This window comes from Kitasatospora sp. MAP12-44 (genome assembly GCF_029892095.1).
GTDB lineage: Bacteria > Actinomycetota > Actinomycetes > Streptomycetales > Streptomycetaceae > Kitasatospora.
The window spans coordinates 1,443,094-1,467,398 of record NZ_JARZAE010000004.1 but is presented as its reverse complement, the minus strand read 5'-3'; the positions used below and the strand labels follow the sequence as shown (position 1 = coordinate 1,467,398).

Here is a 24,305-nt window from a genome sequence, read left to right as displayed (position 1 = left end):
TTGGTCTCGATCGTCCCCCGTCACCCTTTCCCCACGGGGAACGCGGAAGAGGGCATCGCCGTGCTCCAGAGAAATTCGCAGCGGCTGATCGACCGGCTGGAAGCGGGTTCTGCCGATCTGGGTGATGCGCTGCGCCTGACCGTCACCTTGGCGAAGTCGCACTGCTTGTTGGACACGGAGGCGTCGCATCTGCCCACGTGGGAGTCCTGGGTAAACGCGATGCAGGTGGGCTCCGCCGTGTTCGCCGTCGCGACCACGACCGACGAGCACGTGCAGTGCCGTATTGCGGACAAGGACCGGACGCTCCAAGCTACCGGCGCGCGTCCATACGTGAACCCGGAGTCCTGGCTCACGGCCCTGTACCTGGCGGTGGTATGCCGTGAGAAGCAGAGGATCACGGCCCTGTGTCAGGTGCCGTTGTCCCTGTTGCGGGAATCCGGTTCGCACTTCGCCGAGCTCGAATTCGCCTGGATCGATGCGCTCCAGACCTACTGGCTCGGAGGCCCTGACCTCGTCTCAAAGTTGAGGGTCGCCATTGACGCCACCGATCCGGAGACCGTTGCCGACCCGGAGACTGTGGCTCACCTGGTCTACCCGCCGATGGAACTGTTCCACCGCTTCATCCGCGGGGACCACGCCAGCTTCAACCGGGCCCTCACCGACGCCCTTGAGTGGCACAAGCGGTACTGGAGCCAGGACGGTCGGGCCGTCCAGGCCTCGGGCCTCGTCGCCCTTGCCCCGCTCGCCATGGCGTGCCTCGCCTATGACACAGGCACCCCCATCGAGGTCCAGTCCGAGTACCTGCCCATCGCCCTCCTCGAGCGCGACTGGTGCGGCGAGTTCCCCACCTAGGATGAGCCCGCACCAGGTGACAATGCGCGTCCCGCGCCATGACTTCGGCACGGCCAGCGCGGACCAGGCCATGGCACCGGTCGTCGAGTCCGCCAACGAGGCCGTTGACGGCATCGAGACCTCCGAGTACGACCGCGCGGACGCGGTCGATATGACGCTCGCTGCCGCGGACTGGCGCTGTGTGAAGGACCCCCGGGTCGGTGCTCTCGCAAGCTGGGAGGCCTGGGTCCTGGCGATGCAGACCGGGGCCGCCCTGTTTGCGGCCGGTACGGCGCAGGAGGGCCCGGTGGAATGCCGGGTCGGGACCGAGGGCGAGGTGCGTAAACTTCCCGCGACCGGCCCGCAGAACTACCTGCACGCGGGCAGCTGGCTGACCGCCTTCTACCTCGCGGTGATCTGCCGTGAGGACGATCGGATCAACCAACTCGCTCAGGTCCCGTTGGAGTTCCTGCGCGCGTCCGGGATGGAGTTCGACGACTACGTCTACGACGGGATCCGGGCCCTCCAGCTTGCCTGGTCCGGCGAGCCCCAGACCTGGGACTCCCTCGTGGCCGCGATCCAGGGCACTGCCCCGGAGAACGCGCGGATCGCCAGCAACGAGCTGATGCTGAAGATCCTCTACCCGCCGATGGAGCTCTTCCAGCTCTACCTGCGTCGGGGGACCGCGTCGTTCAACCAGTCTTTGGTCAACGCCCTGACCTGGCACAAGGAGTACTGGACCGCGAACAAGGGCCGCTCCCTCAGCGCCACCGGGCTGGTCGCCCTCGCTCCGCTTGGCATGGCTTGCCTGGCCCACGACGCCGACATGCCGATCGATGTCGAGTCGGAGTACCTGCCGCACCACCTGCTCCGCCGCACCTGGGTCGGCGAGTTCCCGACGTAGGCCCGGCCCGCGGCACCGTCCCAACACCCCGTCCGGAGAAATGCCTTGGTATCGGTCGTCCCCAGCCATCTCGTGCCCGCGCCCGACGCCAAGGCTTTCGCTGGTCGACTCAGTGAGGGAGTCGCCCGCCGCGTCGACCGTCTCGAACGATCGGCGGACATGATCGACTTCGCGTTCAGTACCGCTCTCCTCGCGTTGCAGGCTCACGTCGTGGCCGACCCGGACGCGGAGCGGCTGGAGACCTGGAAGGCCACGGTCACCGCGATGCAGCTTGGCTCGGCGCTGTTCGCCGCGTCCGGTGCGAGCGAGGGCACCGTCGAGTGCTTCATCGACGACAGGATGCGGACCCTCCCGGCAATCGGCCCGCAGCCGTACGCGAACGCGGGAAACTGGTTGAGCGCGTTCTGGCTCGCCGTCGTCTGCCGTGAGCGCGGGCGGATGACGCAGTTGTGCGAGATCCCGCTGGAGCGCCTGCGCTCGCCGGAAGGTGTGTACGACGAGTTCGTCTACCACTGGATCGACGTCCAACAGACCTACTGGCTCCGCCGGGCAGGACTGCTGGAGAAGCTCGTCACCGCGTTCGAGTCGTCGGAACCTGAGTCTGCGCGCAATACCCCGCTCGACGCGCTGCAGGGCGTGATGTCTCCGCCGATCAGCCTCTTCTACCACTTCGTGCGCAAGCAGGAGGACCAGTTCGGCCCGGCCTTGGTCAAGGCATTGGACCTGCACAAGGCGTACTGGACCGTGGATGAGGAGCGGGCCGTTGACATCGATGGCGCACTCGCCCTGGGCCCGCTTGCCATGGCGTGCCTAGCCCTCGACGGAAGGCTCCCGATCGATGTGAAGTCGCCGCTCATTCCCAAGTACCTTCTCACGCACGACTGGTTGGGCGAATTTCCTACGTGATGACGCGTCATGGCTTCCCTGGCGACGGCTCTGCCGAAGCCGGGGCGTCGATCGTCGCGGCCTTCGGTGGCCGATCTGGAAGATCGTGCCGCCTTGGGTCGCTGAAGGACGGCGAGTACGCCGCGAAGCCCAAGGACGCCATCCAGAACAAGACCCTTCGGTACCTCCTCGTTCAGGCTCGCGAGAACGCGGTCAGTAAACTGGCGCCGAGCTCGTGTGATTGAAGCTATTTGACGCACTCGAAGAAGGAGATCGCGTTGGCCCCGGTTATCAGCCGCCATCCTGTTCCCGCAGGGAACGCGGAAGCCGGCCTCGCCATGCTCCAGGAGGACGCCGAGCGGCGGATCGACAAGGCTGAGACGGACTCCACCGTTCTGGGGGATGTTCTGGGTACTGCGCTCAGAATTGCCATGCCCTATCTGACGTCGGACGAGGTGGAGTCGATCGCCCGCCGTGCTCACGCGGCTCAGGTCGACAAGGCCGGGCGCCCGTATGTGGAGCACCTTGCCGCTGTGGCCAACGGCGTGGCCGAGCGCGGCGGCAGCTCGGAGCAGATCGCTGCCGCGTGGCTGCACGACGCCGTGGAGGACGACGCGCTCTCGGAGGACTGGCTCGCCGGGGCCGCTTTGTCCCCCATGACGAAGGACATTGTGCTGGCGCTGACCAAGCGGCCCGGCGAGACCCTGGAGGACTACACAGCACGGGTCCTGGCCACTCCTGGCGCCCTGCTGGTCAAGGAGGCGGACGTGGCGAACAATGCCGATCCGGCCCGACTGGCCGTCCTCGACCCGGTGACCCGCGACCGCCTCACCGCCAAATACGCCCGCATGCGCCGCCTCCTCGGGCTGATCGCGCCCGCCAACTGATGGCACGTCATACGCGGCCGTCGCACGGTGGAGCCGGGGAGAGTTCGGCCGTCCGATCTGGTGAGCGGGGCCGTGCGCCGGTTCGCTTTGGTGATCCGGATCCTCGACCGGCGCGGCCTGGGCTGGTTCAGTGCTTGAGTATTTCCACATCTAGCCGAAGGGAAAGCTGATGACAACGCGCATTCCGCGCCATGACTTCCGCACGGACAACGCGACTGTGGCCATGGCGCCGGTCATCGCTTCTGCCGAACTGGCAATCGAAGGACTTGAGACGTCCGAGGATGACCGTGCTGACGCGTTGGACCTCGCGCTCGCGGCGGCTGAGTGGCACTGCGTGGAGGACCCCCGGGCGGGCATGAACGAGACCTGGCACGCGTGGGTCCTGGCTATGCAGGTCGGGCCCGCGCTGTTTGCCGCCGGCACGGCGCAGGAAGGCCCGATGGCGTGCCGGGTCGGCACCGAGGGCGAGGTGCGCAGGCTCCCCGCGACCGGGCCACAGGACTACCTGCACCCCGCAAACTGGCTGACTGCCTTCTACCTCGCGGTGATCTGCCGCGAGGACGACCGGATAGAACAACTCGCACAGATTCCCGTGGAGTTCCTGCGCGCGTCCGGTGCCGAGATGGACGACTACGTCTACGAGTGGATCGAGGCCCTCCAGCATGCCTGGTCCGGCCGAGCCCAGACCTGGGACTCCCTGGTCGCCGCTGTTCGCGGCACCAGCTCCGAGAATGCGCGGATCGCCAGCACCGAGCTGATGTTGAAGATTCTCTACCCGCCGCTGGAACTCTTCCAGCACTACCTGCGTCGGCAGAGCCAGGCCTTCAATGAGTCCCTGGTGACCGCTCTGAGCTGGCACAAGGACTATTGGACCGGGAACGAGGCCCGCTCCCTCAGCTGCGACGGCCTGGTGGCGCTGGCCCCGCTTGCCATGGCGTGCCTGGCCTACGACGCCGGCATGCCGATCGAGGTCGAGTCGGAGTACCTCCCGCACCACCTGCTCCGTCGTACCTGGGTCGGTGAGTTCCCGACGTAAGCCCGGCCCGCGCCACCGTCCCAACACCCCATCCGGAGAAACGCGTTGGTCTCGATCGTCTCCCGCCATCCTTTTCCCATGGGGAACGCGGCAGCGGGCCTCGCCTTCCTCCAGGAGGACGCCCAGGAGTTGATCGACGGGCTGGAGGCGGACTCCACCGATCTGGGTGATGCCCTGAGCGTCACGGTCACCTTGGCCACTTCGCGCTGTCTGGTGGACCCGTTGGGGTCGAAGCTCCCCACGTGGGAGTCCTGGGTGACTGCGATGCAGGTCGGCTCGGCGGTGTTCGTGGCAGCGACCACGGCCGAGGACCACGTGGTGTGCCGGATCGCGGACAAGGACCGTACGCTCGCGGCGACCGGCCTGCCGTCGTACGTGCACCCGGAAACCTGGCTCACCGCTTTCTATTTCGCGGTGGTGTGCCGGGAGCGGGACAGGATCACCGCCCTGTGCCGTGTGCCGATGTCGCTTCTGAGGGAGAGTGTTTCGCGCTTCCAGGAGTACCACCTCCTCTGGATCGACGTTCTCCAGACCTACTGGCTCGGCGGCCCCGATTTCAGCAGGAAGTTGGTCGCCGCGATCGACGCCACGGACCCGGAGCTCGTCGCCGACCCGGAGACTGTGGCGCACCTGGTCTACCCGCCGATGGAAATGCTCCACCGTCTGGCGCGCGAGGACAGTGACGGTTTCAACCGCGCCTTGACCGACGCTCTTGAACAGCACAAGCGGTACTGGAGCCAGGGTGACCGGGCTATCCAGGCCTCGGGCCTTGTCGCCCTCGCCCCGCTCGCCATGGCCTGCTTTGCCCATGACACCGGCTTCCCCGTCGAGGTCGAGTCCGAGTACCTGCCCGGCGCCCTCCTGGGCCGCAACTGGTGCGGCGAGTTCCCCACCTGAGATGAGCCGGTATCAGGTGGCAACGCGCCGGTCGCCAACCTGGGAAACGGTGACTCGGAAGACAGGGCGCTGATCGTCGCGGCCGTGGAGACACGGGGCTCCGGTGGCACCTCGACGTCGTGCGACGGGGCCACATGACCGCCGGCCGGCGACGGCGTACCGGGTGCCCGCTGCCCCGACGAGTCCGGAACGTGGTGTCGTCGCCTGAGGGAGAAAGCGAAGCAGGGCACCCCTGGAGTTGGACGGAGTGGAGACCGGAGCTGGCCATTCGTCAAAATCCCTTGGTCAGCGGCTGAAAAGACTGGCCGTCGGTCCAACTCGCCGGAAAGACTTGGCCTGTTCGGGCGAACCAGCCCCGAAAGCGTGCGGCCTGGCCGCATGCCGGAGCGATGCGGAAAGCGAGCGTTGCGCCATGCAGGCGGCACCCGTCCGGACGGCCCCGAACCAGCGGGCTTCGCAACCGGGTTCTGCCACGGTCGAATCCCCAGTCCCGGCCGCAGTCGACGGCGGAGAGCTGACAGAGTCTTGAGCACCGTTCAGGTCAAGCGCAGCCCCCGGGCCGAGGGCCCGGCCATGCCCGAGGGCGAGGTGGAGCTGGCCGAGCCGCCCGTGCTGGGCGAGCCCGCCTCGGCAGATCTCGGTTCCGCGCTCCTCTACCTGCCGATGGGTCTCGGCGTCGGCGCCATGATGCTGATGTTCTCGATGCGCAGCGCCGGGCCGAGCACCTACATGATGTCCGGGATGATGGGCGTGGCCATGGTCAGCATGACGCTGACCCAGCTCGGCCGCTCGGGCGGCGAGCGCCGCCGCCGGATGCACGCCGAGCGCCGCGACTACTTGCGCTATCTGGGCCAGAAGCGACGCCAGGCGCGCCAGGCGGCGGACGCGCAGCGGGCCGCGCTGCTCTGGGACAACCCCGACCCGGCCCGGCTGACCGCCTTCGTGCAGGGCCCGCGCCTGTGGGAGCGCCGGCCCGGGCACGAGGACTTCGCCCGGGTGCGGATCGGGCTCGGACCGCGCCGCGCGGCCCTGGAGTTCCTGCCCCCGCAGACCCGCCCGGTGGAGGACCTGGAACCGCTCGCGGCGGTCTCGCTGCGCCGCTTCACCAAGGCCCACCAGGTGCTGCCCCGGCTGCCGATCCCGGTCTCGCTGCGCCGGTTCACCGCCGTCGAACTGGCCGGCTCCGGCGCCGACGCGCTCGCGCTGGCCCGCGCCGTCATCTGCCAACTGGTCGCCCTGCACTCGCCGGAGGAGCTGCGCGTGGCGCTGCTCGGCGGGCCCGCGGCGCAGGCCGAGTGGGACTGGCTCAAGTGGCTGCCGCACAACAGCCACCGCGGCGAGGAGGACGACGCGGGGCCGCTGCGGCTGGCCGCCGACGACCACGACGCGCTGCTGGACCTGCTCGGCTCCGAGGTGCGCGACCGGCCCGACCACGACCCGGGCGCCTCGCCGAGCACCGCCGAGCCCTACGTCGTCATCCTCGCCCAGGGCCTGCGGCTGCCGGACTCCTCCCGGCTGCTGACCGGCGGCCTGCGCAACGTGCTGCTGCTGGACGCCACCGGCGCGATGACCGGCGGACCCATGGTGCTCCGGCTGACCCTGCGCGAGGGCATGGTGGAGTTTCCCAGTGGGGAGGCCACCGTCACCGCCGAGGCGGACGCGCTGAGCGCCGCCGGGGCGCAGACCCTCGCCCGCACCCTGGCCCCGTTCCGCACCGGCGGCAGCGTGGACCTGGCCGACCGGGCGCTGGAGTCCGACCTCGACCTCTCGGCGCTGCTCGGCATCCGCGACCCGCACGGCTTCGACGTGGCTGCCAAGTGGCGTCCGCGCCTGGAGCAGTCGGCCCGGCTCAAGGTGCCGCTCGGCGTCACCGACGAGGGCGAGGTCGTCGAGCTGGACCTGAAGGAGTCGGCGCAGGGCGGCATGGGCCCGCACGGACTGCTGATCGGGGCCACCGGATCCGGCAAGAGCGAGCTGCTGCGCACCCTGGTCACCGGCCTGGCCGTCACCCACTCCTCCGAGGTGCTCAACCTGGTGCTGGTGGACTTCAAGGGTGGCGCCACCTTCCTCGGCATGGACCGGCTGCCGCACACCTCCGCCGTCATCACCAACCTGGCCGACGAGATCCACCTGGTCGACCGGATGCGCGACTCCATCAACGGCGAGATGATCCGCCGTCAGGAGCTGCTGCGCACCGCCGGGTACTCCTCCCTCTACGAGTACGAGAAGGCGCGCGGCGGCGGCGCGGACCTGGCGCCACTGCCTTCGCTGCTCGTCATCGTCGACGAGTTCTCCGAACTGCTGGCCAGCAAGCCCGAGTTCGTCGACCTCTTCGTCTCTATCGGCCGCCTCGGGCGCAGCCTCGGCGTGCACCTGCTGCTGGCCTCGCAGCGGCTGGACGAGAGCCGCATCCACAAGGTGGAGGGCCACCTCTCCTACCGGCTGGCCCTGCGGACCTTCTCCGCCATGGAGTCCCGTTCGGTGATCGGCGTGGCCAGTGCCTACGAGCTGCCCTCCGCTCCCGGCAACGGCTTCCTCAAGATCGACACCACCAATCTGGTCCGGTTCAAGGCCGCCTACGTCTCCGGCCCCGCCCCGGAGCGGATGGTGGGTATCGCCACCGAGAGCGCCGGGGCCGACGCCGGACTCGAGGTCGTCCCGTTCGCCCTGGCCCGGCAGGGCCGGCTGCTCTCCGAGCGGATCGCGGAGCTGACCGCCGCCCGCGAGCAGCAACAGGAGCGGCCCGCCGTGAGCACCGAGCCGGCCGAGCCCGGCGAGAGTCTGCTCGAACTGCTGGTCGGACGGCTGGAGGAGGCCGGTCCGCCCGCCCGCCAGGTCTGGCTCGCCCCGCTCAACTCCTCGCCGAGCCTGGACGAACTACTGCCCGGCATCGTCCCGGATCCGGCCCGCGGCATGTCCGCGCCGGGACCGGCCGGCACCGGCTCGCTGCGGGTCGCCCTCGGCATGGTGGACCGCCCGTTCGAGCAGCTGCGCGAGCTGCTGGTGGCCGACCTCTCCGGCGCCGACGGCCACATCGGCCTGGTCGGCGCCCCGCAGACCGGCAAGTCGACGCTGCTGCGCACGCTGATCCTCTCGCTGGCGCTGACGCACACCCCCGAGGAGATCCAGTTCTACTGCCTGGACTTCGGCGGCGGCGGCCTCGCCTCCACCTCCGGGCTGCCGCACGTCGGCTCGGTGGCCTCCCGGCTCGACCGGGACCGGGTGCTGCGCACCGTCGCCGAACTCAGCCAGCTGCTCGAACGCCGTGAGCAGGCCTTCGCCGACCTGGGCCTGGAATCCATGACCGCCTACCGCGCGCAGCGCGCCCGGGGCGGCGTCGAGGACGCCTACGGCGACGTCTTCCTGGTCGTGGACGGCTGGTTCACACTGCGTCAGGACTACGAGGACCTGGAGCCCAAGGTCATCGAGCTGGCCGCGCGCGGCCTCTCCTTCGGCATCCACGTGGTCGCCTCCGCCGTGCGCTGGTCCGAGCTGCGGCCCCGGCTGCGCGACCTGCTCGGCACCAAGCTCGAGCTGCGGCTCGGCGACCCGATGGAGTCCGAGGTCGGCTCGCGGGTCGCCCAGGCAGTCCCGCACCGTCCCGGCCGCGGCATCACCTCCGCCAGCCACCATTTCCTCTCCGCCCTGCCCCGGCTGGACGGCTCCGTCACCACCGCCGATCTCACCGAGGCCACCAAGGCGGCCGTCGCCGAGATCGACACCTTCTGGACCGGTCCTGCCGCCCCCGGCGTGCGACTGCTGCCCACCCGCCTGCCGGTCGCCCAACTGCCCTCTCCCGAGGGCGACCTGAAGATCGCCCTCGGCTGGGACGAGCAGCGCCTTGAGCCCGTCTGGCACGACTTCTCCGCCCAGGCCCACCTGATGGTCTTCGGCGACGGCGAGACCGGCAAGACCAACGCGCTGCGCCTGGTCATCCGCGCCCTCACCGAGCGGTACACCCCCGACCAGGCCCGGATCATGGTGGCCGACCCCGGCCGCGGCCTGCTGGCCAGCACCCCGGAGGAGTACCGGGTCGGTTACGCCGTCGAACGCGACGCGCTGGCCGCGCTCGCCACCAACGCGGCCGTCTCCATGAACAAGCGGGTGCCGGGCCCGGAGATCACCCCCGAGCAACTGGCCCGCCGCGACTGGTGGCAGGGCCCGCGGCTCTTCGTGGTGGTCGACGACTACGACCTCTTCGGCGGCGCGGCGGGCACTCCCTCGCCGCTCGCGCCGCTGCTGCCGCTGCTGGCCCAAGGCCCGCACATCGGCATGCACCTGGTGGTGTCCCGCAGTACCTCCGGCGCGATGAGGGCGATGTCCGACCCGCTGCTGCGCCGCATGTGGGAGTTGGGCAACCCGGCGCTGCTCTTCTCCTACCCCAAGGAGGAAGGCAAGTTCATCGGCGAGGCGAAGCCCCGCACGCTGCCCGCCGGGCGCGCCCAGCTGGTCACCCGGCGTTCGGTGCGACTGGTGCAGACGGGCCTGGTGGAGGGCCGATGACGACCACGCAGCTGCAGCCGCCACCGCCGGCCCGCCGCCACCCGCTGCACCGCCTCAGGGCGCTGACCCGCCTCCGAGCCCCGCACCTCCGACGTCCGAACGGGAGCACCATGCCGTCAACCGCAACCGCGCCGACGCTCACCGGCACGGAGGTCTGCCGGCTCACGGTGGTCGGACCCGGCGGCAGCGCCGACCTGGCCGTGCCGGTGGCCACCCCCGTCTCCGCGCTGCTGCCGGTGCTGCTCCGTCAGCTCGGCACCCCCGCCCCCACCGCCGCGCCGGTGCCCACCCAGAACGGGGCAGCAGCCCCGGCCCCCGTCCCCGCCGCCACCGTCGAGCCGGGCACCGCCTGGGTGCTCCAGCGCCTCGGCGAGGACCCGCTGGACCCGGACGGCACCGTCGAGAGCCACCGGCTGCGCCACGGCGAGACGCTGCACCTGCGCCCCGCCGACGATCCGCTGCCCGCGCTGCACTTCGACGACCTCGCCGACGGCGTGGCCCACGTGGTGAACGCCCGTCCCGGACGCTGGGAGCCGCAGACCACCCGCAGGCTCGCGCTGGCCCTGGCCGTCCTCGCGCTGCTGGCCCTGGCCGTCGGACTGCTCGGCGGCGGCCCCGGCACCACCACCGCGCTGGGTGCGGGCGCCACAGCCGTGCTGCTCGCCGCGGCGGCCGCCGCGGCCACGCTCAGCCGTGACCGCGCCGCCGCCGGGGCCCGCTCGGTGGCCACCGTGGCCGGCCTCGGTGCGCTCGCCTTCGGCGGCCTGGCCGGGCTGGTCTTCCGGCAGGGACCGCACGGCGGCTACGCCCCGGGCCTGCCCGGCGTGCTGACCTCCGCCGCCTGTGTCACCGTGCTCGCCGCCGTCCTGCTGGCTCTGCACGTACTGCCCCCGCAGCTGACCGGCACCGCCCTGCTCACCGCCGTGGCCGCCGCCGTCGGCGCCGCATTGATGCAGGCCGCGCACTGGCACGGCGCGCAGGCTGCCGGAATCGTCGCGGGCTGGCTCTTCGTGATCGGACACTTCGGCCCGCGGCTGGCCCTGCGCGCTGCCCGGCTGCGGGTGCCGGCGCTGCCGCACAACGCCGACGAACTGCAGCAGGACCTCGACCCCGAGCCGCAGGAGCGGGTCGAGCGGCGGGTCGGCTTCGCCAACGCCTGCCTGGACGTGCTCAGTCTCGGCTCCGGCCTCGTCTACGCCGCCGGCTTCTGGTATCTGACGCGTGATCACGGCTGGATCGGCTGGGTGCTGCCGCTGGTTCTGGCCGCCGCCGTGCTGCTGCGCGCCCGCAGCCTGGGCCGCACCCTCCAACGGTTGCCCACGGTGCTCTCCGCCGCCTTCGGCCTGGCCGTACTGCTGCTGGTGCGGGCCGTGCCCGGCGGCTCAGGCCACCGGCTGGCCCTGCTCGCCGTGCTGCTGGTGGCCGCCGCCGCGCTGCTGCTGGCCGCGCTGCGGCTGCCCACCGCCCGCCTGCTGCCGATCTGGGGCCACGCGGGCGACCTGCTGGAGACGGTCACCACCGTGGCGCTGCTGCCGCTGCTGCTGGAGACCCTGCACGCCTACAGCTACTTCCGCTCGCTGGCCGGCTGAGGAGCGGAGCATGCAGACCCGACGCGACCACCTGCAGGCCTACCAGTTCGCCATGGGCCGCCTCTCCACCGCACTGCTCACCGGCGACTCCAGCCGTGGCGACCGGCCGGGCCGCCGCGCCGCCCTGGGCACCGTGCTGGGCACCGGGGCGGCGCTGCTGCTCTGCGCCGGGTTCACCGTCTACGGCCTGATCTCGCCTCCTGAGAACGACAGTTGGCGCACCTCGGGCGCCATCGTGATGGAGCAGCAGACCGGCACCCGCTACCTCTACCTCGGCGGCACGCTGCGCCCGGTCCGCAACTACGCCTCCGCGCTGCTGATCCTCGGGAAGGGCGCCGCCCTGCGCGAGGTCTCCGCCAAGGACCTGGGCGGCACCCCCCACGGCGCTCTGGTCGGCATCGCCGGAGCGCCCGACAGCCTGCCCGCCCCCACCGCGCTCACCGGCGCCGTCTGGACCCGCTGCCTGGCCCCGACCGGGGTGGGTGCGACCGGGACCGCCACCGGGGCCGAGCGCGTCGACTTCGCCCCGAGCGCGCACAGCACCACGCTGCCCGCCGACCGCCAACTGCTGCTCACCGGCCCGGACGGACGCCGCTCGCTGCTCTGGCGCGGCGTGCTGTACCCGGTACCCAGCGCCGCCACCCTGATCGCCCTCGGCCTGGACGGCGACCAGCCGCACGCCGCCCCCACGGACTGGCTCGCCGCCCTGCCCGAGGGCACCCCGCTGGCGGCCGCCCCGATCGCGGGCAGCGGCTCCCCGGCCGCCGTCGTCGCGGGCGGGCCCACCGTCGTCGGCCAGCTCTTCCGTACCGGCGCCGCCGGAGCCGACCGCGCGTATGTGATGACCAGCACCGGCGTCGCCCCGATCGGCCTGACCGAGGCGGCCCTGCTCGCCGCCCAGCCCGGTGCGCCGAGCACCCGTCAGGTCACCGCCGCCGAACTGGCCGCCGCCCCCGTCTCCTCCACGGCTCCCGGCGCGGACCTTCCCGAGGTGCTGAACGCCGCCGAGGGCGCCACCGGCACCACCGCTCCCTGCCTGCGCCAGCAGGCGCACGGCACGCAGCTCAGTACGGAGGTGGTCGAGGCCCCCGCCGACGCCGACCCCCGGCCTGTCCGACTTCCGTCCGACGCAGGCGTGCTGGCGGTGGACCAGGACCAGCTGACCCGGCGGCAGACCAACCCGCAGACCTACCTGATCAGCGACCAGGGCGTGGCCTTCCCGCTCGGCGACACGCAGGCCCAGGCCACCCTCGGCCTCGGCAGCGCCGCGCCCGTTCCGCTGCCCGCCGCACTGCTCGCCCTCCTGCCGCAAGGGCCGGTGCTCTCCACCGCCTCGGCCCGGCTCAGCGTCCAGGGCGGGTGAGCCCGATGATCCCGATGAGCTCCGGCACGGCGGCCCTCCGCACCCAGACCCCGCCGCTGCTGGCGCTCCGGCTCCGGCAGGCCGGCGACGCCATGCTGATCCACGCCAAGGGTGGCGCCGACCCGCAGGCCCTCGCCTTCGCGCAGCGGCTGGCCCCCGACACCCAGAACACCCTGGTCGTGGTGGACCTGCCCTTCGGTGCGCTGGAGCCGCACTGGCAGCAGCTGGCCCGGCTGCTCGACCGCCTGCCCGGCAAGGGCCTGCGGCTGGTCTTCGGCCGGGCCACCCCGCAGGAGTCGCGCGCCGTCGGCCAGTTGCTGGCCGAGCGGCTCCAGCGCACCGTGCTCGCCCCCGACGGCGAACTGCTGCCCACCGCCCACGGCGGCCTCTTCATCCCCGCCGACTACGGCGCCGGCTGGCTGCGGATGCGGCCCGGCCACCCCCTGGAACGCGACTCGCTGCGCTTTCCCAAGCCCATGTGGGATTTCTCCACCAGCGACCGGCCCTGGGAGTGCAGCCCCTACGGCGTGGTCGAGGCCGTGCCCAGCGGCGTCTGGGTGCGCAGCGCCCGCCCCAGCCCGCCGCTGGCCGGCTGGCGCCGCCTGGTGGACCGGGTGCCGAGCCACCCGCAGTTGATGAACGTCGTCCTGGGCAGCCCCGGCGGCCCGGCCGTTCCGCTCGACGACATCGTCCGGGTCTGGGACACCGTCATGCACTCGGTGCGCTCCTGGGTCCGCTTCATCCACTTCGGCCCGGTGGCGCTGCCCGAGGGCGGAGTCAGCGTCGGCCAGGAGCTGGCCGACGCGATCGGCCGGCAGGTCGTCCTCTACGCCGGGATGCCCACGATCGAGTCCGGCGACGGCTCGGTCGGCGGCGGCCCGGTCCGGATCATGGGCCTGCGCGGTGACGGCTCGCCCGGCTGGTCGCCGTTCGCCGCCGAACTCGTCTACTCCCCGCGCGGCGCCGCCGCCCAGGCCCCGCCGCCCGGCCTGGTCCGCATCCGGCACCCGCTCACCGAGGTCCACCAACTCGGCCCCGGCCTCTACCAGTACGCCGCCGACGCGGTGCTCGAGGTGATCTCCTCCGGCCTCTGGATCCGGCCCGCCGAGGACCCGGCCGGCGCTGACGACGTCCGCCGCCTGCCCTGCGCTCCCGGCCACCCGGTCATCCTCTACGACCGCAGCACACCCGCCACCGCCGAGCGGATGCGCGCCCTGGCCCAGGACATGCTCTGGCGGCTCGACCCCGAGAGCCGCGAGGCGTTCCGGGTCGCCCCCGCGGACGCTCCCGGCCTGACGGCCGCCGCCGACGACCACGCCTGGACCGTGCCACCCACCGCCGAGGACTGGCGCGCGGTCGCCGCCGCGCGGGCCGCCGAGCGGCGCCCGCTGCACGAGGCCCCCTGGATCCCCCGCGCCGTCGCCGCCGCCCCGGCGGCCGCGCCGTCCGCCCCCGCCGGTGGGATGGCGCTGGGCGACACCCTTGACGCGCCGTCGCCTGCCGGCCCCCGGACGATGCCCACCACCGCCCCGGCCCAGACCCCGTTCCCGCTGCGGCTCCGCACCGAGTCGGACGCCGCCACTCCCGGCAGCGCCCTCGCCGCCGCCCTCGGCGCCCTCTCCTCCGACGGCGCCGTGCTGCCGCCCGCGCCCCCCATGGAGACCGACGCCACCGGGACGGCGGCGGCAGGCCCGCACCACGCCCCGGCCCGAGCGGACGACCCCGCCGGCCCCCGTCCTGGCACGCCCGCGCGGTCCGCGGGGTCGGGCGGCGGCGACCGCGTTCACGAGCCTCGGCCGACCGGACCGCAGACGCCGACAGTGCTGCCGCCGGCCGGGGACGGCCCCTCCCGGGAGCGCCTCAAGGGTGTCTCCCGCGTCGCGGCGGCCCTCGCCGGACGACTTGCGGGCAGCGGCCCCCAGCCGGATTCCGGGCAGCCGGGCGCGGACACGCGTGAGCCCGGTGCCGCCCGGCAGGGCGAGCCGGACGGCGGGCGTGCCGATGCCCCTGGCACGCCGCCGCAGCCCGACCTCCGGGCCAAGGAGCGGGTGAACCCTCCAGCGCCCTTGTCCCACCATGGGGTTGCCCCCCTCGCGGCTGCGGGCCCGGACCTCCCGCTCCCCGCTGGTGGCGCACCCGCCGGTCCCGACACGGTGATCGGCGGCGGCGAACCCGCCCCGCGGCTCGCGCCGGAGCCCCCGACGCGGACCGAGAACGGCGACGGGGTCGCCGAACCCCCGCCGACCGGCCGGCAGGCCCCCGGCGCCATCCCCGCGCCCGTCCCCGGCCCCTCACCGAGTCCGCCCGGAGCCGGTCATACCCGTCCGTTGCCGCGCCTGGTCGAGGCCGAGTCGCCGCCCCCCGTTTCACTGCCGGCCCTTGCGCCGCCCCCCGTTCCCTCGCCGGGTGACACCCCGGCTGAGCCGGCCGCCCCGTCCGCCCCGGCGCCCGCCCCGATGGCGGTGCCCAGGATCCGGATGGAGTCCGGGGCGGTGCCTGAGAGCGTGGCCGTACCGCCACCCGTGCCGGTGCCCGCGCAGGCGGCCCCGGCGCAGCCGGTGGCCGGGGTGCGGGTGCAGACGGCACCCGGGCAGGCGGCCGCCGTGGTGCCGCCCGCGCGCGGGCTGGAGCAGGAGCGGGCGTGGGTGCGGCGTACGTTCAGCGCGCGGTACAACGCCATCGCCGGGACGGTCTCGCGGGTCATGTCCGAGTCGCCGGGCCTGCGCGGAGCCTCGCGCAGCGACGCCGCCGACGCGCTGACCGACCTGGTCGCCGTCCGGCTCTACCTCTCCGGAGACAGCACGGCCGTGGACGACGCCGTCCGCGCCGCCACGACGGGCCCGCACGTGCCGCTGGCCCGCTGCGTCACCGCCGGGCTGCGGCGGCTTCCCTCCTACCGGGGACCGGCCCTGCTGCGCACCCGCCTCACCGCCGCCGAGCGCGCCTGGTACGCGGACGGCCGCACCGCGATCGAGTGGGCCTTCTGCACCGGCTGGACCGCGCCCCCGCCCGCCCCGGCCGGCGGCACCGACTTCCTGATCTGGTCCATGACCGCCCGCCGCACCGCTCTGCTCGACCCGTCCGCGCCGGACCGGGTGCTGTTCCTGCCCGGCACCGCCTTCAAGGTGCTGCGCACCGACGAGTCGGGGGACCGCCCGGTGGTGCTGTTGCGCGAGCTCTCCCCGGCCGAGGCCGCCGCCGACCCGGACGCGGGGGCCGCCGCACTCGCGGACCCGGCCGCCCGGCGGCTGCCGCTGGACGAGATCGCCCTCGACAGTCTCGAACGCTCCGTCACGGCCCTGGGACTGGAGAGCCGTTCGGAGACCTCCAGGACGCCCGGTGTCCTCGGCAACCCCCCGGGCCTGCTGATCGCCCGGGACCGCCTGCGGCCCACCACCGACCGGGGCCAGGCCCCTGAGGGAGCAGCACGATGAGCCGTCACATCCTGGCGGTCTCGCCCGACCGCCCCGGCGCCTACCGGACCATCGCCGCCGCCCTGGCCGCCGCCCAGGACGGCACACTGATCACCCTGGCCCCCGGCCGGTACGAGGAGTCGCTGCTGATCACCCGTCCGGTGACGCTGGCCGCCGACCCCGCCGGCGCGGCGCAGATCCACAGCGCCTCCGGCAGCACCGTGGTGCTGGACGCCGAGGCGGTGCAGCTCACCGGGCTGCTGCTCTCCGGCGCGGACCGGGAGGCCCCGGTGCTGGACGTGCGGCGCGGCCAGGCCGCGCTGGACGGCTGCCGGGTCTCCGGCGAGGCCTGGGCCGCCGTACTGGCCTGGCAGCAGGGCCGACTGGCCCTGCGCGACTGCACGGTGACCAACGCTCAGGGTGCCGGCATCGTGGTCACCTCCGGCGGCGGCAACGTCATGGAGCGCTCGCGGGTGACCGACGTCGGCTCCTCCGCCGTGGTCGTGGCCGAGCAGGGGCGGCTCACCGTCCGGGACTGCACCTTCTCCGGCGCGCGGGGCAACGGCATCTGCGTCAACGGCGAGGGCGCGGCCGTGGTCGAGTGCAGCCGGATCGAGCGAAGCGGCAAGCCCGCCGTCGCGGTCGAGCAGCAGGGCCGCGCCGAGCTGCGCCAGGTGACCGTGGCCGACAGCGTCCACCTGGACGCCTACCTCGCCAGCAGCGCCGCGATCAGCCTGCTGGACTGCGTCTTCACCGGCTCGGCCGGGCAGTCGGTGCACGTCGGCGCCGGGGCGGCGCCGCTGCTGCGCGGCTGCGTGATCAGCGGGGCGGGCGTGGGCGGCGTGCGGGTGGCCGCCGACGCCCGCGCCGTGCTGGACCAGTGCCGGATCGAGGGCACCCCGATCGGCCTGCTGGTCGAGGCCGCCGGTGCGGCCGAGGCGGTCGGCCTGACCGTGCGCGAGGCCGCGGCCGTCGCGGTGCGTGCCCAGGGCCGGGTGACGCTCAGCCTGAACGGCGGCGAGATCGCCGTCCCGGCCGGCGCGCTCGGCGTGGAGCTGGACGGCGAGGTGACCGCGCGGCTGCGCGAGGTACAGCTGAGCGCGGTCGGCGGCACGCCGCTGACGCTGGCCGGCGGTGCCAAGGCCGAGTTCCTCTCCGGTTCGGTGCACGGCGGCGAGACACTGGTCGGCGCGGACAGCGAACTGCGGGTATCTGAGAGCGAGTTCGCGGGCTCCGACGCGGACGGCATCCGGGTCGCCGGCGGCACGCTGACCGCCGCCGGCTGCCGGATCAGCGGAGCCCGGCGCAACGGCGTGCACGTGCAGGCCTCCGGCCGGGCCGAACTGGGTGGCTGCCGGGTCTTCGACAACGGTGCGGACGGCGTGCGCTGCAACACCGACGCGCCGGTGCGGGTGCACGACTGCGAGATCCGCGACAACGGCGGCAGCCCGGTGCACGAGCTGAAGCCGGGCGGCCCGGTCACCGTGGAGCGGCTGGACACCGGCGGCCGGCCCGGCGAGGCGCAGGGCGCCGACGGCACGAAAGCCGACGGCGCGTCGGGCGGTTCGGCCGCCGGGGCCCCGGGCGCACCCGGGAACCTGCGGCACACCGGAACCGGGCCGCTGGCGGACCTGGACGCGCTGGTCGGCCTGGAGTCGGTCAAGCGCGAGGTCACCGGCCTGATCAACGTCAACAAGATGGCCCAGCGGCGGCAGGAGATGGGCCTGCCGATGCCGCCGATGAGCCGCCACCTGGTCTTCGCCGGACCGCCCGGCACCGGCAAGACGACGGTGGCCCGGCTCTACGGCGCCGTCCTGGCCGAGCTCGGCATCCTCAGCAAGGGCCACATCGTGGAGGTGGCCCGCGCCGACCTGGTCGCCCAGATCATCGGCGGCACCGCGATCAAGACCACCGAGGTCTTCCAGAAGGCGCTCGGCGGCGTGCTCTTCATCGACGAGGCGTACACCCTGACCAACCAGGGCCGGGGCACCGGGCCGGACTTCGGCCAGGAGGCGGTCGAGACGCTGATGAAGCTGATGGAGGACCACCGCGACGAGATCGTGGTGATCGTGGCCGGGTACTCGGCGCAGATGGACCAGTTCCTGGCGTCCAACCCCGGCATGGCCTCCCGCTTCGCCCGCAGCGTGGCGTTCCCCAACTACAGCCCGGACGAGCTGGTGACCATCGTCCGGGGGCTGTGCGACAAGCACTACTACGAGCTCGACGAGAGCGCGCTGGAGGCGTTGGTCCGCTACTTCGACCTGGTGCCCAAGGGGGCGACCTTCGGCAACGGGCGGGTGGCCCGGCAGGTGTTCGAGGAGATGATCAGCGGTCAGGCCTCCCGGCTGGCCTCCGGGCCGCCGCAGGACGACAGCGAGCTGAGCCGGCTGACCGGCGCGGACGTGCTGGTCGCCCCGGTGCAGCAGAGTCCCGCGCCGCCGACCGCCGCCACCCCGTCGGCGCAGCCCACCGCGAAGGCGAAGGCCCCGGCCGCCGTGCCGCAGCCCCAACCCGGCGCTTCGCAGCAGCCGGTGGGCTCGCGACCGGCGACCCCGCAGTCCGAGGCCGCCGCGCCGCAGCCCACGCCCCAGCCGCAGGGCCGGCCCAGGACCCCGGCCACCGCCGCAGCTGCCCCGGCGACGGCCCCGACGGAGCCGCTGCCCGGCCTGCGCGCCCTCTCCGAGCTCACCGGCCTGGACAACGCCCGCCAGATCCTGGCCACCCGGCTGGAGGGCCTGACCCGGCTGCACGCGGCAGGCCGCTCCACCGAGGGCCTGGCCCACGCGGTGTTCCAGGGCCCGCCAGGCAGCGGACGCCGGGCCCTGGCCCAGGCGTACGCCCGCTGCCTGGCCGAGCTGGACCTGCTGCCGCACGGCGCCCTGCGCCGGATCGAGATGTCCGCCATCCCGGTGCGCTGGGCGCAGCAGCCGCTGCATCGGCTGGCCGCCGCGCTGACCGAGGCGGAGGGCGGCATGCTGGCCGTGGCCTGGGACGCCGCCTTCGACCGGCGGCCCGCCGAGCACCGGGGGGCCGTGCTGGACGCGCTGGCCCAGCTCGCGGTGCGGGACCACGGGGCCGTGCTGGTGCTCTGCGGCAGCGGCCCCGAGCTGACCCGGGTGCTCTCCGGGCACACCGAGCTGGCCGAGACCTTCGCCGAGTACGTCGAGCTGGACCCGTACACCCCCGACCAGGCAGTGGAGCTGGTGGAGCGTCGGCTGCGCGCCTTCGGCTTCCGGCTGGGGGAGGAGGCGGCCCGGAGACTCGCCGCTGAGCAGCAGTTGAACCCGGCCCCCGGCGGCGCCTACGAGTTGCACCGGCTGGCCGAGCGGCTGACCGCCGCCGCCAGCTCACGGACCGTCGCCGTGGACGAGCTGGCGGAACTGCTGGAGGCGCACCCGGCCGCCGCCCGGCCGTCACCGCAGCGTCACCCGGATGAACCCCCAACTACCAATGGTCAGAGCATGGTTGACCCACAGGCGGGGCAGCAGGCCGCTCCGCAGGCCCAAGCCCCCGAGACGGCCTACCGGGCCGGGGCCGCACCGCTGGTGCGCTCCTGACGCTCCCACCGGCTGACCCCGTACCGACCGACCCGTACCGACCGACCGACACCGTACCCACCGGCCCAGCGCCGACCTAGCAGAGAAGGACCACCGACATGGCACTGACCTCAGTCGAACTCCAGGGAATGACCGCCGCCCAGGGCACCTTCCAGACCGCCCTGGACGAGGCCACCAGCTCCTATGCCCAGATGGACGGCCAGATCGAGGGCCTGCAGGCCAGCTGGAGCGGCGACGCCGCCAACGTCTACACCCGGGCCATGCAGCAGTGGCTGGAGGACTTCAACACGGTCAACGGGGCCCTCCGCACCATGCTGGAGAAGCTGTCGTCCAACACCAACGTCTACGCCAACACCCACGAGAACACCCAGCAGATCGCGCAGCAGGTGGCCCAGAACATCTCCTCCGGCGCGGTCGGCCTGCCCGGCTTCTGAGCCACCCCCGCTCAACTCCGCTCTGCCGTACCGGAACTGACAGACCTCCGCCCCTCTCACCACCAGGAGCCCGTGCCATGGCCACCTACACCGTCCAGATGGAGCAGGTCGACTTCATCGTCGGCGAGATGAACTCCATCACCCAGAAGATCAACCAGACCCTGGCCGACCTCGACAACCAGTCGAAGGTCAACCTGGCCGAGTGGACCAGCGACGCCCAGGAGACCTACGCCCAGGTCAAGCTCCAGTGGGACACCGCAGCAGCGGACATGACCGCCAAGGCCGCCGCCGCCACCCAGATGCTCGGCAACATCAACGAGTACTACTCCAACGGGGAACGCCAGGGCGTTCAGCTCTGGGGCTGATCCGCGATGCCGGCCACGCGGAACCAGCCGCAACCCCCCGCCCACCAAGCCCAGCAGTACAACGGTGGGACCACTCTGACGCCTGGTCAGGGGACCTTCGACAACCCGGACCCGTTCGCCGTGCCGCCGGTGCCCGGCCACGACGGCAGCGGCTCCGGTACCACGGTCAACACCTCGGCGCTGGACGTCTTCGCGGGCAACATCGACCTGCTGATCACGCCCACGAAGACGGCCTCGACCACGCTGGGCGAGGTGAGCATCGCGCCGGGCGCGTTTTACCACGCCAACAAGATCCGGGTCGACGTCAACGGCGCGAACGGTGACGACGGGCTCAAGGCCAAGTACCTGCTGGTGCTCGCCGACCTCGGCCAGGGGCTGGCCGATCTGCGGGACGGGATCAAGCAGTTGAGCCACACGTACACGACCGTCGAGGACGCCAGCCACATGACGGCGACCGACCTCGCGACCGCGATGAACCTCTCCCAGGCCGACTTCACCTCGCTCATCACCGACGGTGGCGGCTCGGGGACGACGAGCGGCCCCGGCCCCGGCCCCGGTAGCTGAGAGCCCGAGCCTCCCGGTGCCGGCACCCCGCCAGGTGTCAGCACCGGGAGGCAGGCCCCGGCCGCCGCACAGCACAGCCCAGCACAGACGGAACAGAACAGAACAGAACAGAACAGGGCGGCAGGCGGTCCGCTGGCGGCCGACACGGAGGGGAGACGAGGGAACCATGGCTGACGACTACAGCGGCAACGGCTTCAACCAGGGCGGTGACGGCGCGGTCTTCGGCGATCCGGGCTCCGATCCGGGGTCGGTCTCCGACTACGACACCTGGGACTGGAAGCAGATCGAGGCCGCCATCAACGGCATGTCCGCAGGCGTGGACGACTCCGGCAACCAGTCGCACGCCCTCTCGGTCTCCGACCCGAACTCGCTGAACAAGGCAGCCAGCGCCTTCTACGCCGTGCAGGTCACCCTCTCCGAGATCGCGGACAGCCTGGCCGCCCAGGCCAAGGCGCTGGCCGGGCCCGACGGGCCGTGGAAGGGCGACGCGGCCGACTCGTTCATGAACATGATGACCACCTTCTCCCGGCAGGTGAAGGCCACCGCCGACGTGCTCTCCGGCGGCGCCACCGGCACCCACTCCATCCCGCAGCAGCTCGCCGACAACGCGGTGAACCTGCTGAACGCCAAGAACAAGATCGTCGAGATCGACAACTGGTATGCCAACCAGGCGATCCTGATGGGCGTCCACCCGATGAGCAACGGGCTGATCCCGATCAGCCAGAAGCCCCAGCTGGTGACGATGATGACCAACGACATGCGGGCCGTGCTCAAGAGCCTGGCAGGGGAGTACCAGGTCACCATCGACTCGGTGCGCTCGCCGCAGCCGATCACCTCGCCGGGCGACAACAACCCGGCCAACCTCCCGGACACCACCCCGGCCCCCCTTCCCGACCCGGGCATCAGCGACTCCGGCCTGCAGCCTGCCGACATGAGCGCCCTTCAGTCCGGCCAGGAGCCCGCCCTCTCCCCCTTCCCCGGCGACCTGTCCACGGGCAACGGCTCCGGCCTGCCCTTCGGCGGCGCGGACCCCGCCCAGATGGATGCCGCGCTCAACCCCGCGGGGGGCCTGGGCGATCCGTCGGCGTTCCCCGGTGGTACGGGCACCGGCGGGCTGGGCGGCCTGGGTGATCCGTCGGCGTTCCCCGGTGGTACGGGCACCGGCGGGCTGGGCGGTCTGGGTGATCCGTCGACGTTCCCCGGCGGCACCGGCGTGGGCACCGGCACCGGTGGGCTGCCGCTGGACGGCTTCACGCCGAGCCCCTTCCCGATCAGCACCTCCACCAAGGGGGCCGGTCAGGTCGGCGAAGGCGAGTTGACCAACCCGCTGACCAGCGGCGCGGGCGAGTCCTTCCCCGGCGAACTGGGCACCGGCGGCGTCGGCGGGCTCGGCGCCCCCGCGTCCTTCCCGGGCGGCCTCTCCACCGAGTCCGGACTCCCCGAAGGGACGGGCCTCGGCTCCGGCCTGGGCGACGGGCTCGGCTCCGGGCTCGGTGACGGCGTCGGCGGTCTCGGGGCTCCCGGTTCGGGTGAGAGCCTGGGCGCCGGTGGTGCGGGTGAGGGCATGCCGTACATGCCGGGTATGGGTGGTGGCGCGGGTCAGGGCCAGGGGCAGAACAACGAGCGCAGCGACGCCTCCGGCCTGCTCAGCGGCGACGCCAAGCCCTGGTCCGGCTCCACCGACGTGGGCGGCGGGGAGGCGGGTTCGCCGCTCGGCGCACTGACCGGCGGCCCGGGCCTGGACGGCCTGGGCGACGGGATCGGAGGCCTCGGCGAGCTCGGAGCCGGGAACGGCGTCGGCGCTCTCGGGGCTCCCGGTTCGGGTGAGAGCCTGGGCGCCGGTGGTGCGGGTGAGGGCATGCCGTACATGCCGGGTATGGGTGGTGGCGCGGGTCAGGGCCAGGGGCAGAACAACGAGCGCAGCGACGCCTCCGGCCTGCTCAGCGGCGACTCCGAGCCCTGGTCCGGCCTGCCCGAGGCGGGGGAGGAGGCCGGCACGCTGCTCGGCGCGGCGGCCGGCGGCCCCGGTCTGCACGGCCTGGGCACGGACCCGTTCACCGCGCTGCCCGCAGGTGAGCAGCTCTCCGAGGACCCGGCAACCGCTGCCGCACTGCCTGATGACGGCTGGTCAGCCGCCGGTGCGGGTGCGGGTGCGGGTGCGGGCGAGGATGGCATGCCCTACATGCCGGGTATGGGTGGTGGCGCAGGTCAGGGTCAGGGGCAGAACAACGAGCGCAGCGACGCCTCCGGCCTGCTGGAGGGCGAGGGCGAGCCATGGGAGGGCGCGCCGGCCGCCACCGGCGAGGCCGGCTCCCCGCAGGGCGCGGCGGCCGGAGCCGGCGGCCTGGAGCTGGGCGCCGAGGCCGCCGTGGCCGAGGCCGTGCTGCTGGCGGAGGCCGCGGCCCTGGCTGCCCGGCAGCACCAGCACCGGCACGACGACCCGGTGGCCGCAGTGCCGCCGGCCCTCGCCGGTGAGGCCGTGGCCTGGGGGGAGGAGCCCGCAGCGGCCGAACCTCCGTCCGGGGCCACCGCGTTGACGCAGGCGGAGGTCGATCCCGCCGCTCTGGCCGGTGAGCCCGTGCCCGCCGCTCTGGCCGGTGGGCCCGGCTCCGGCGCCGGGGAGGAGGTCGCCGCCTGGGACGTCGGCGGCGACACCCTGGTGCCGCTGCTCTGGGGACTGGTCGGCCCCGACGAGGAGCGCGATGTGCTCTCCTCCGGCTACGCCACCGCCGAGGACGGCACCTGGGGCGCCCAAGCCGCCGTCGCCCCTGCCGGGGACGCCGAGGAGGAGCAGGAGGAGGGCCCCACCTGGACCACCTGGCGTCCGGACCGGACCCCCGCGCCGGGTGGTCTGACGGCCGCCGCGATCGCCGCGACCGGTGCGCTCTCCGCCCGCTCCACCGACGAGGTCCCCGAGGAGGACCCGGAGGAGGAGACCGAGGAGGAGCCGGGGGAGCAGCCGCAGCGCCGCAGCATCGCGGACCTGCTGGTCCAGGACGGTGACACCTGGGGCGACATCGACTCGGCGGCGGTCCTCTGAGCCCCCGTGCGACCACCCCCGCGAGCCCCATCGGAAC

The 24,305-nt window shown here is 73.2% G+C and carries 15 protein-coding genes; all 15 read left to right on the top strand.

Annotation, left to right across the window (positions count from 1 at the left end):
* A complete protein-coding gene (locus P3T34_RS07170) occupies positions 1 to 852 on the top strand; it encodes an immunity 49 family protein (protein ID WP_280665142.1) in 852 nt (283 codons plus the stop codon).
* Positions 853 to 874: 22 nt separating this feature from the next.
* A complete protein-coding gene (locus tag P3T34_RS07165; protein ID WP_280671881.1) occupies positions 875 to 1,735 on the top strand; it encodes an immunity 49 family protein in 861 nt (286 codons plus the stop codon).
* A gap of 159 nt (positions 1,736 to 1,894) precedes the next feature.
* The gene (locus P3T34_RS07160) at positions 1,895 to 2,641 is read left to right on the top strand and encodes an immunity 49 family protein (protein WP_280665141.1); all 747 of its coding nucleotides are present in this window, start codon (positions 1,895 to 1,897) and stop codon (positions 2,639 to 2,641) included.
* 410 nt (positions 2,642 to 3,051) lie between these two features.
* Entirely contained in the window at positions 3,052 to 3,507 is a 456-nt protein-coding gene (locus P3T34_RS07155; RefSeq protein ID WP_280671879.1) for an HD domain-containing protein, read from the top strand.
* 169 nt (positions 3,508 to 3,676) lie between these two features.
* Entirely contained in the window at positions 3,677 to 4,543 is an 867-nt protein-coding gene (locus P3T34_RS07150) for an immunity 49 family protein (RefSeq protein ID WP_280665140.1), read from the top strand.
* 45 nt (positions 4,544 to 4,588) lie between these two features.
* On the top strand, positions 4,589 to 5,440 hold the full coding sequence (locus P3T34_RS07145; protein ID WP_280665139.1) for an immunity 49 family protein: 852 nt from the start codon (positions 4,589 to 4,591) through the stop codon (positions 5,438 to 5,440).
* Between the two features lie 573 nt (positions 5,441 to 6,013).
* A complete protein-coding gene (eccCa, locus tag P3T34_RS07140; RefSeq protein WP_280671877.1) occupies positions 6,014 to 9,943 on the top strand; it encodes a type VII secretion protein EccCa in 3,930 nt (1,309 codons plus the stop codon).
* 110 nt (positions 9,944 to 10,053) lie between these two features.
* Positions 10,054 to 11,532 carry a type VII secretion integral membrane protein EccD gene (gene eccD, locus P3T34_RS07135; protein ID WP_280665138.1) on the top strand — a complete coding sequence of 493 codons (1,479 nt, stop codon included), beginning with the start codon at positions 10,054 to 10,056 and terminating at the stop codon, positions 11,530 to 11,532.
* A gap of 10 nt (positions 11,533 to 11,542) precedes the next feature.
* Positions 11,543 to 12,895 (top strand): type VII secretion protein EccB, encoded by a 1,353-nt coding sequence (gene eccB, locus P3T34_RS07130; protein WP_280665137.1) that lies wholly within the window; start codon positions 11,543 to 11,545, stop codon positions 12,893 to 12,895.
* Between the two features lie 5 nt (positions 12,896 to 12,900).
* On the top strand, positions 12,901 to 16,329 hold the full coding sequence (locus P3T34_RS07125; protein WP_280665136.1) for a hypothetical protein: 3,429 nt from the start codon (positions 12,901 to 12,903) through the stop codon (positions 16,327 to 16,329).
* Positions 16,326 to 19,865: a right-handed parallel beta-helix repeat-containing protein gene (locus tag P3T34_RS07120; RefSeq protein WP_280665135.1), complete on the top strand. Its 3,540-nt coding sequence runs from the start codon at positions 16,326 to 16,328 to the stop codon at positions 19,863 to 19,865. The genes P3T34_RS07125 and P3T34_RS07120 overlap by 4 nt, the downstream gene beginning before the upstream one ends.
* 98 nt (positions 19,866 to 19,963) lie before the next feature.
* Positions 19,964 to 20,299 (top strand): WXG100 family type VII secretion target, encoded by a 336-nt coding sequence (locus tag P3T34_RS07115; protein WP_280665134.1) that lies wholly within the window; start codon positions 19,964 to 19,966, stop codon positions 20,297 to 20,299.
* Between the two features lie 77 nt (positions 20,300 to 20,376).
* Complete coding sequence (locus tag P3T34_RS07110; protein ID WP_280665133.1) at positions 20,377 to 20,664, top strand: hypothetical protein; 288 nt, start codon at positions 20,377 to 20,379, stop codon at positions 20,662 to 20,664.
* A gap of 6 nt (positions 20,665 to 20,670) precedes the next feature.
* The gene (locus tag P3T34_RS07105; protein WP_280665132.1) at positions 20,671 to 21,228 is read left to right on the top strand and encodes a hypothetical protein; all 558 of its coding nucleotides are present in this window, start codon (positions 20,671 to 20,673) and stop codon (positions 21,226 to 21,228) included.
* Positions 21,229 to 21,394: 166 nt separating this feature from the next.
* Positions 21,395 to 24,268 (top strand): hypothetical protein, encoded by a 2,874-nt coding sequence (locus P3T34_RS07100; RefSeq protein WP_280665131.1) that lies wholly within the window; start codon positions 21,395 to 21,397, stop codon positions 24,266 to 24,268.
* Positions 24,269 to 24,305: the final 37 nt, after the last annotated feature.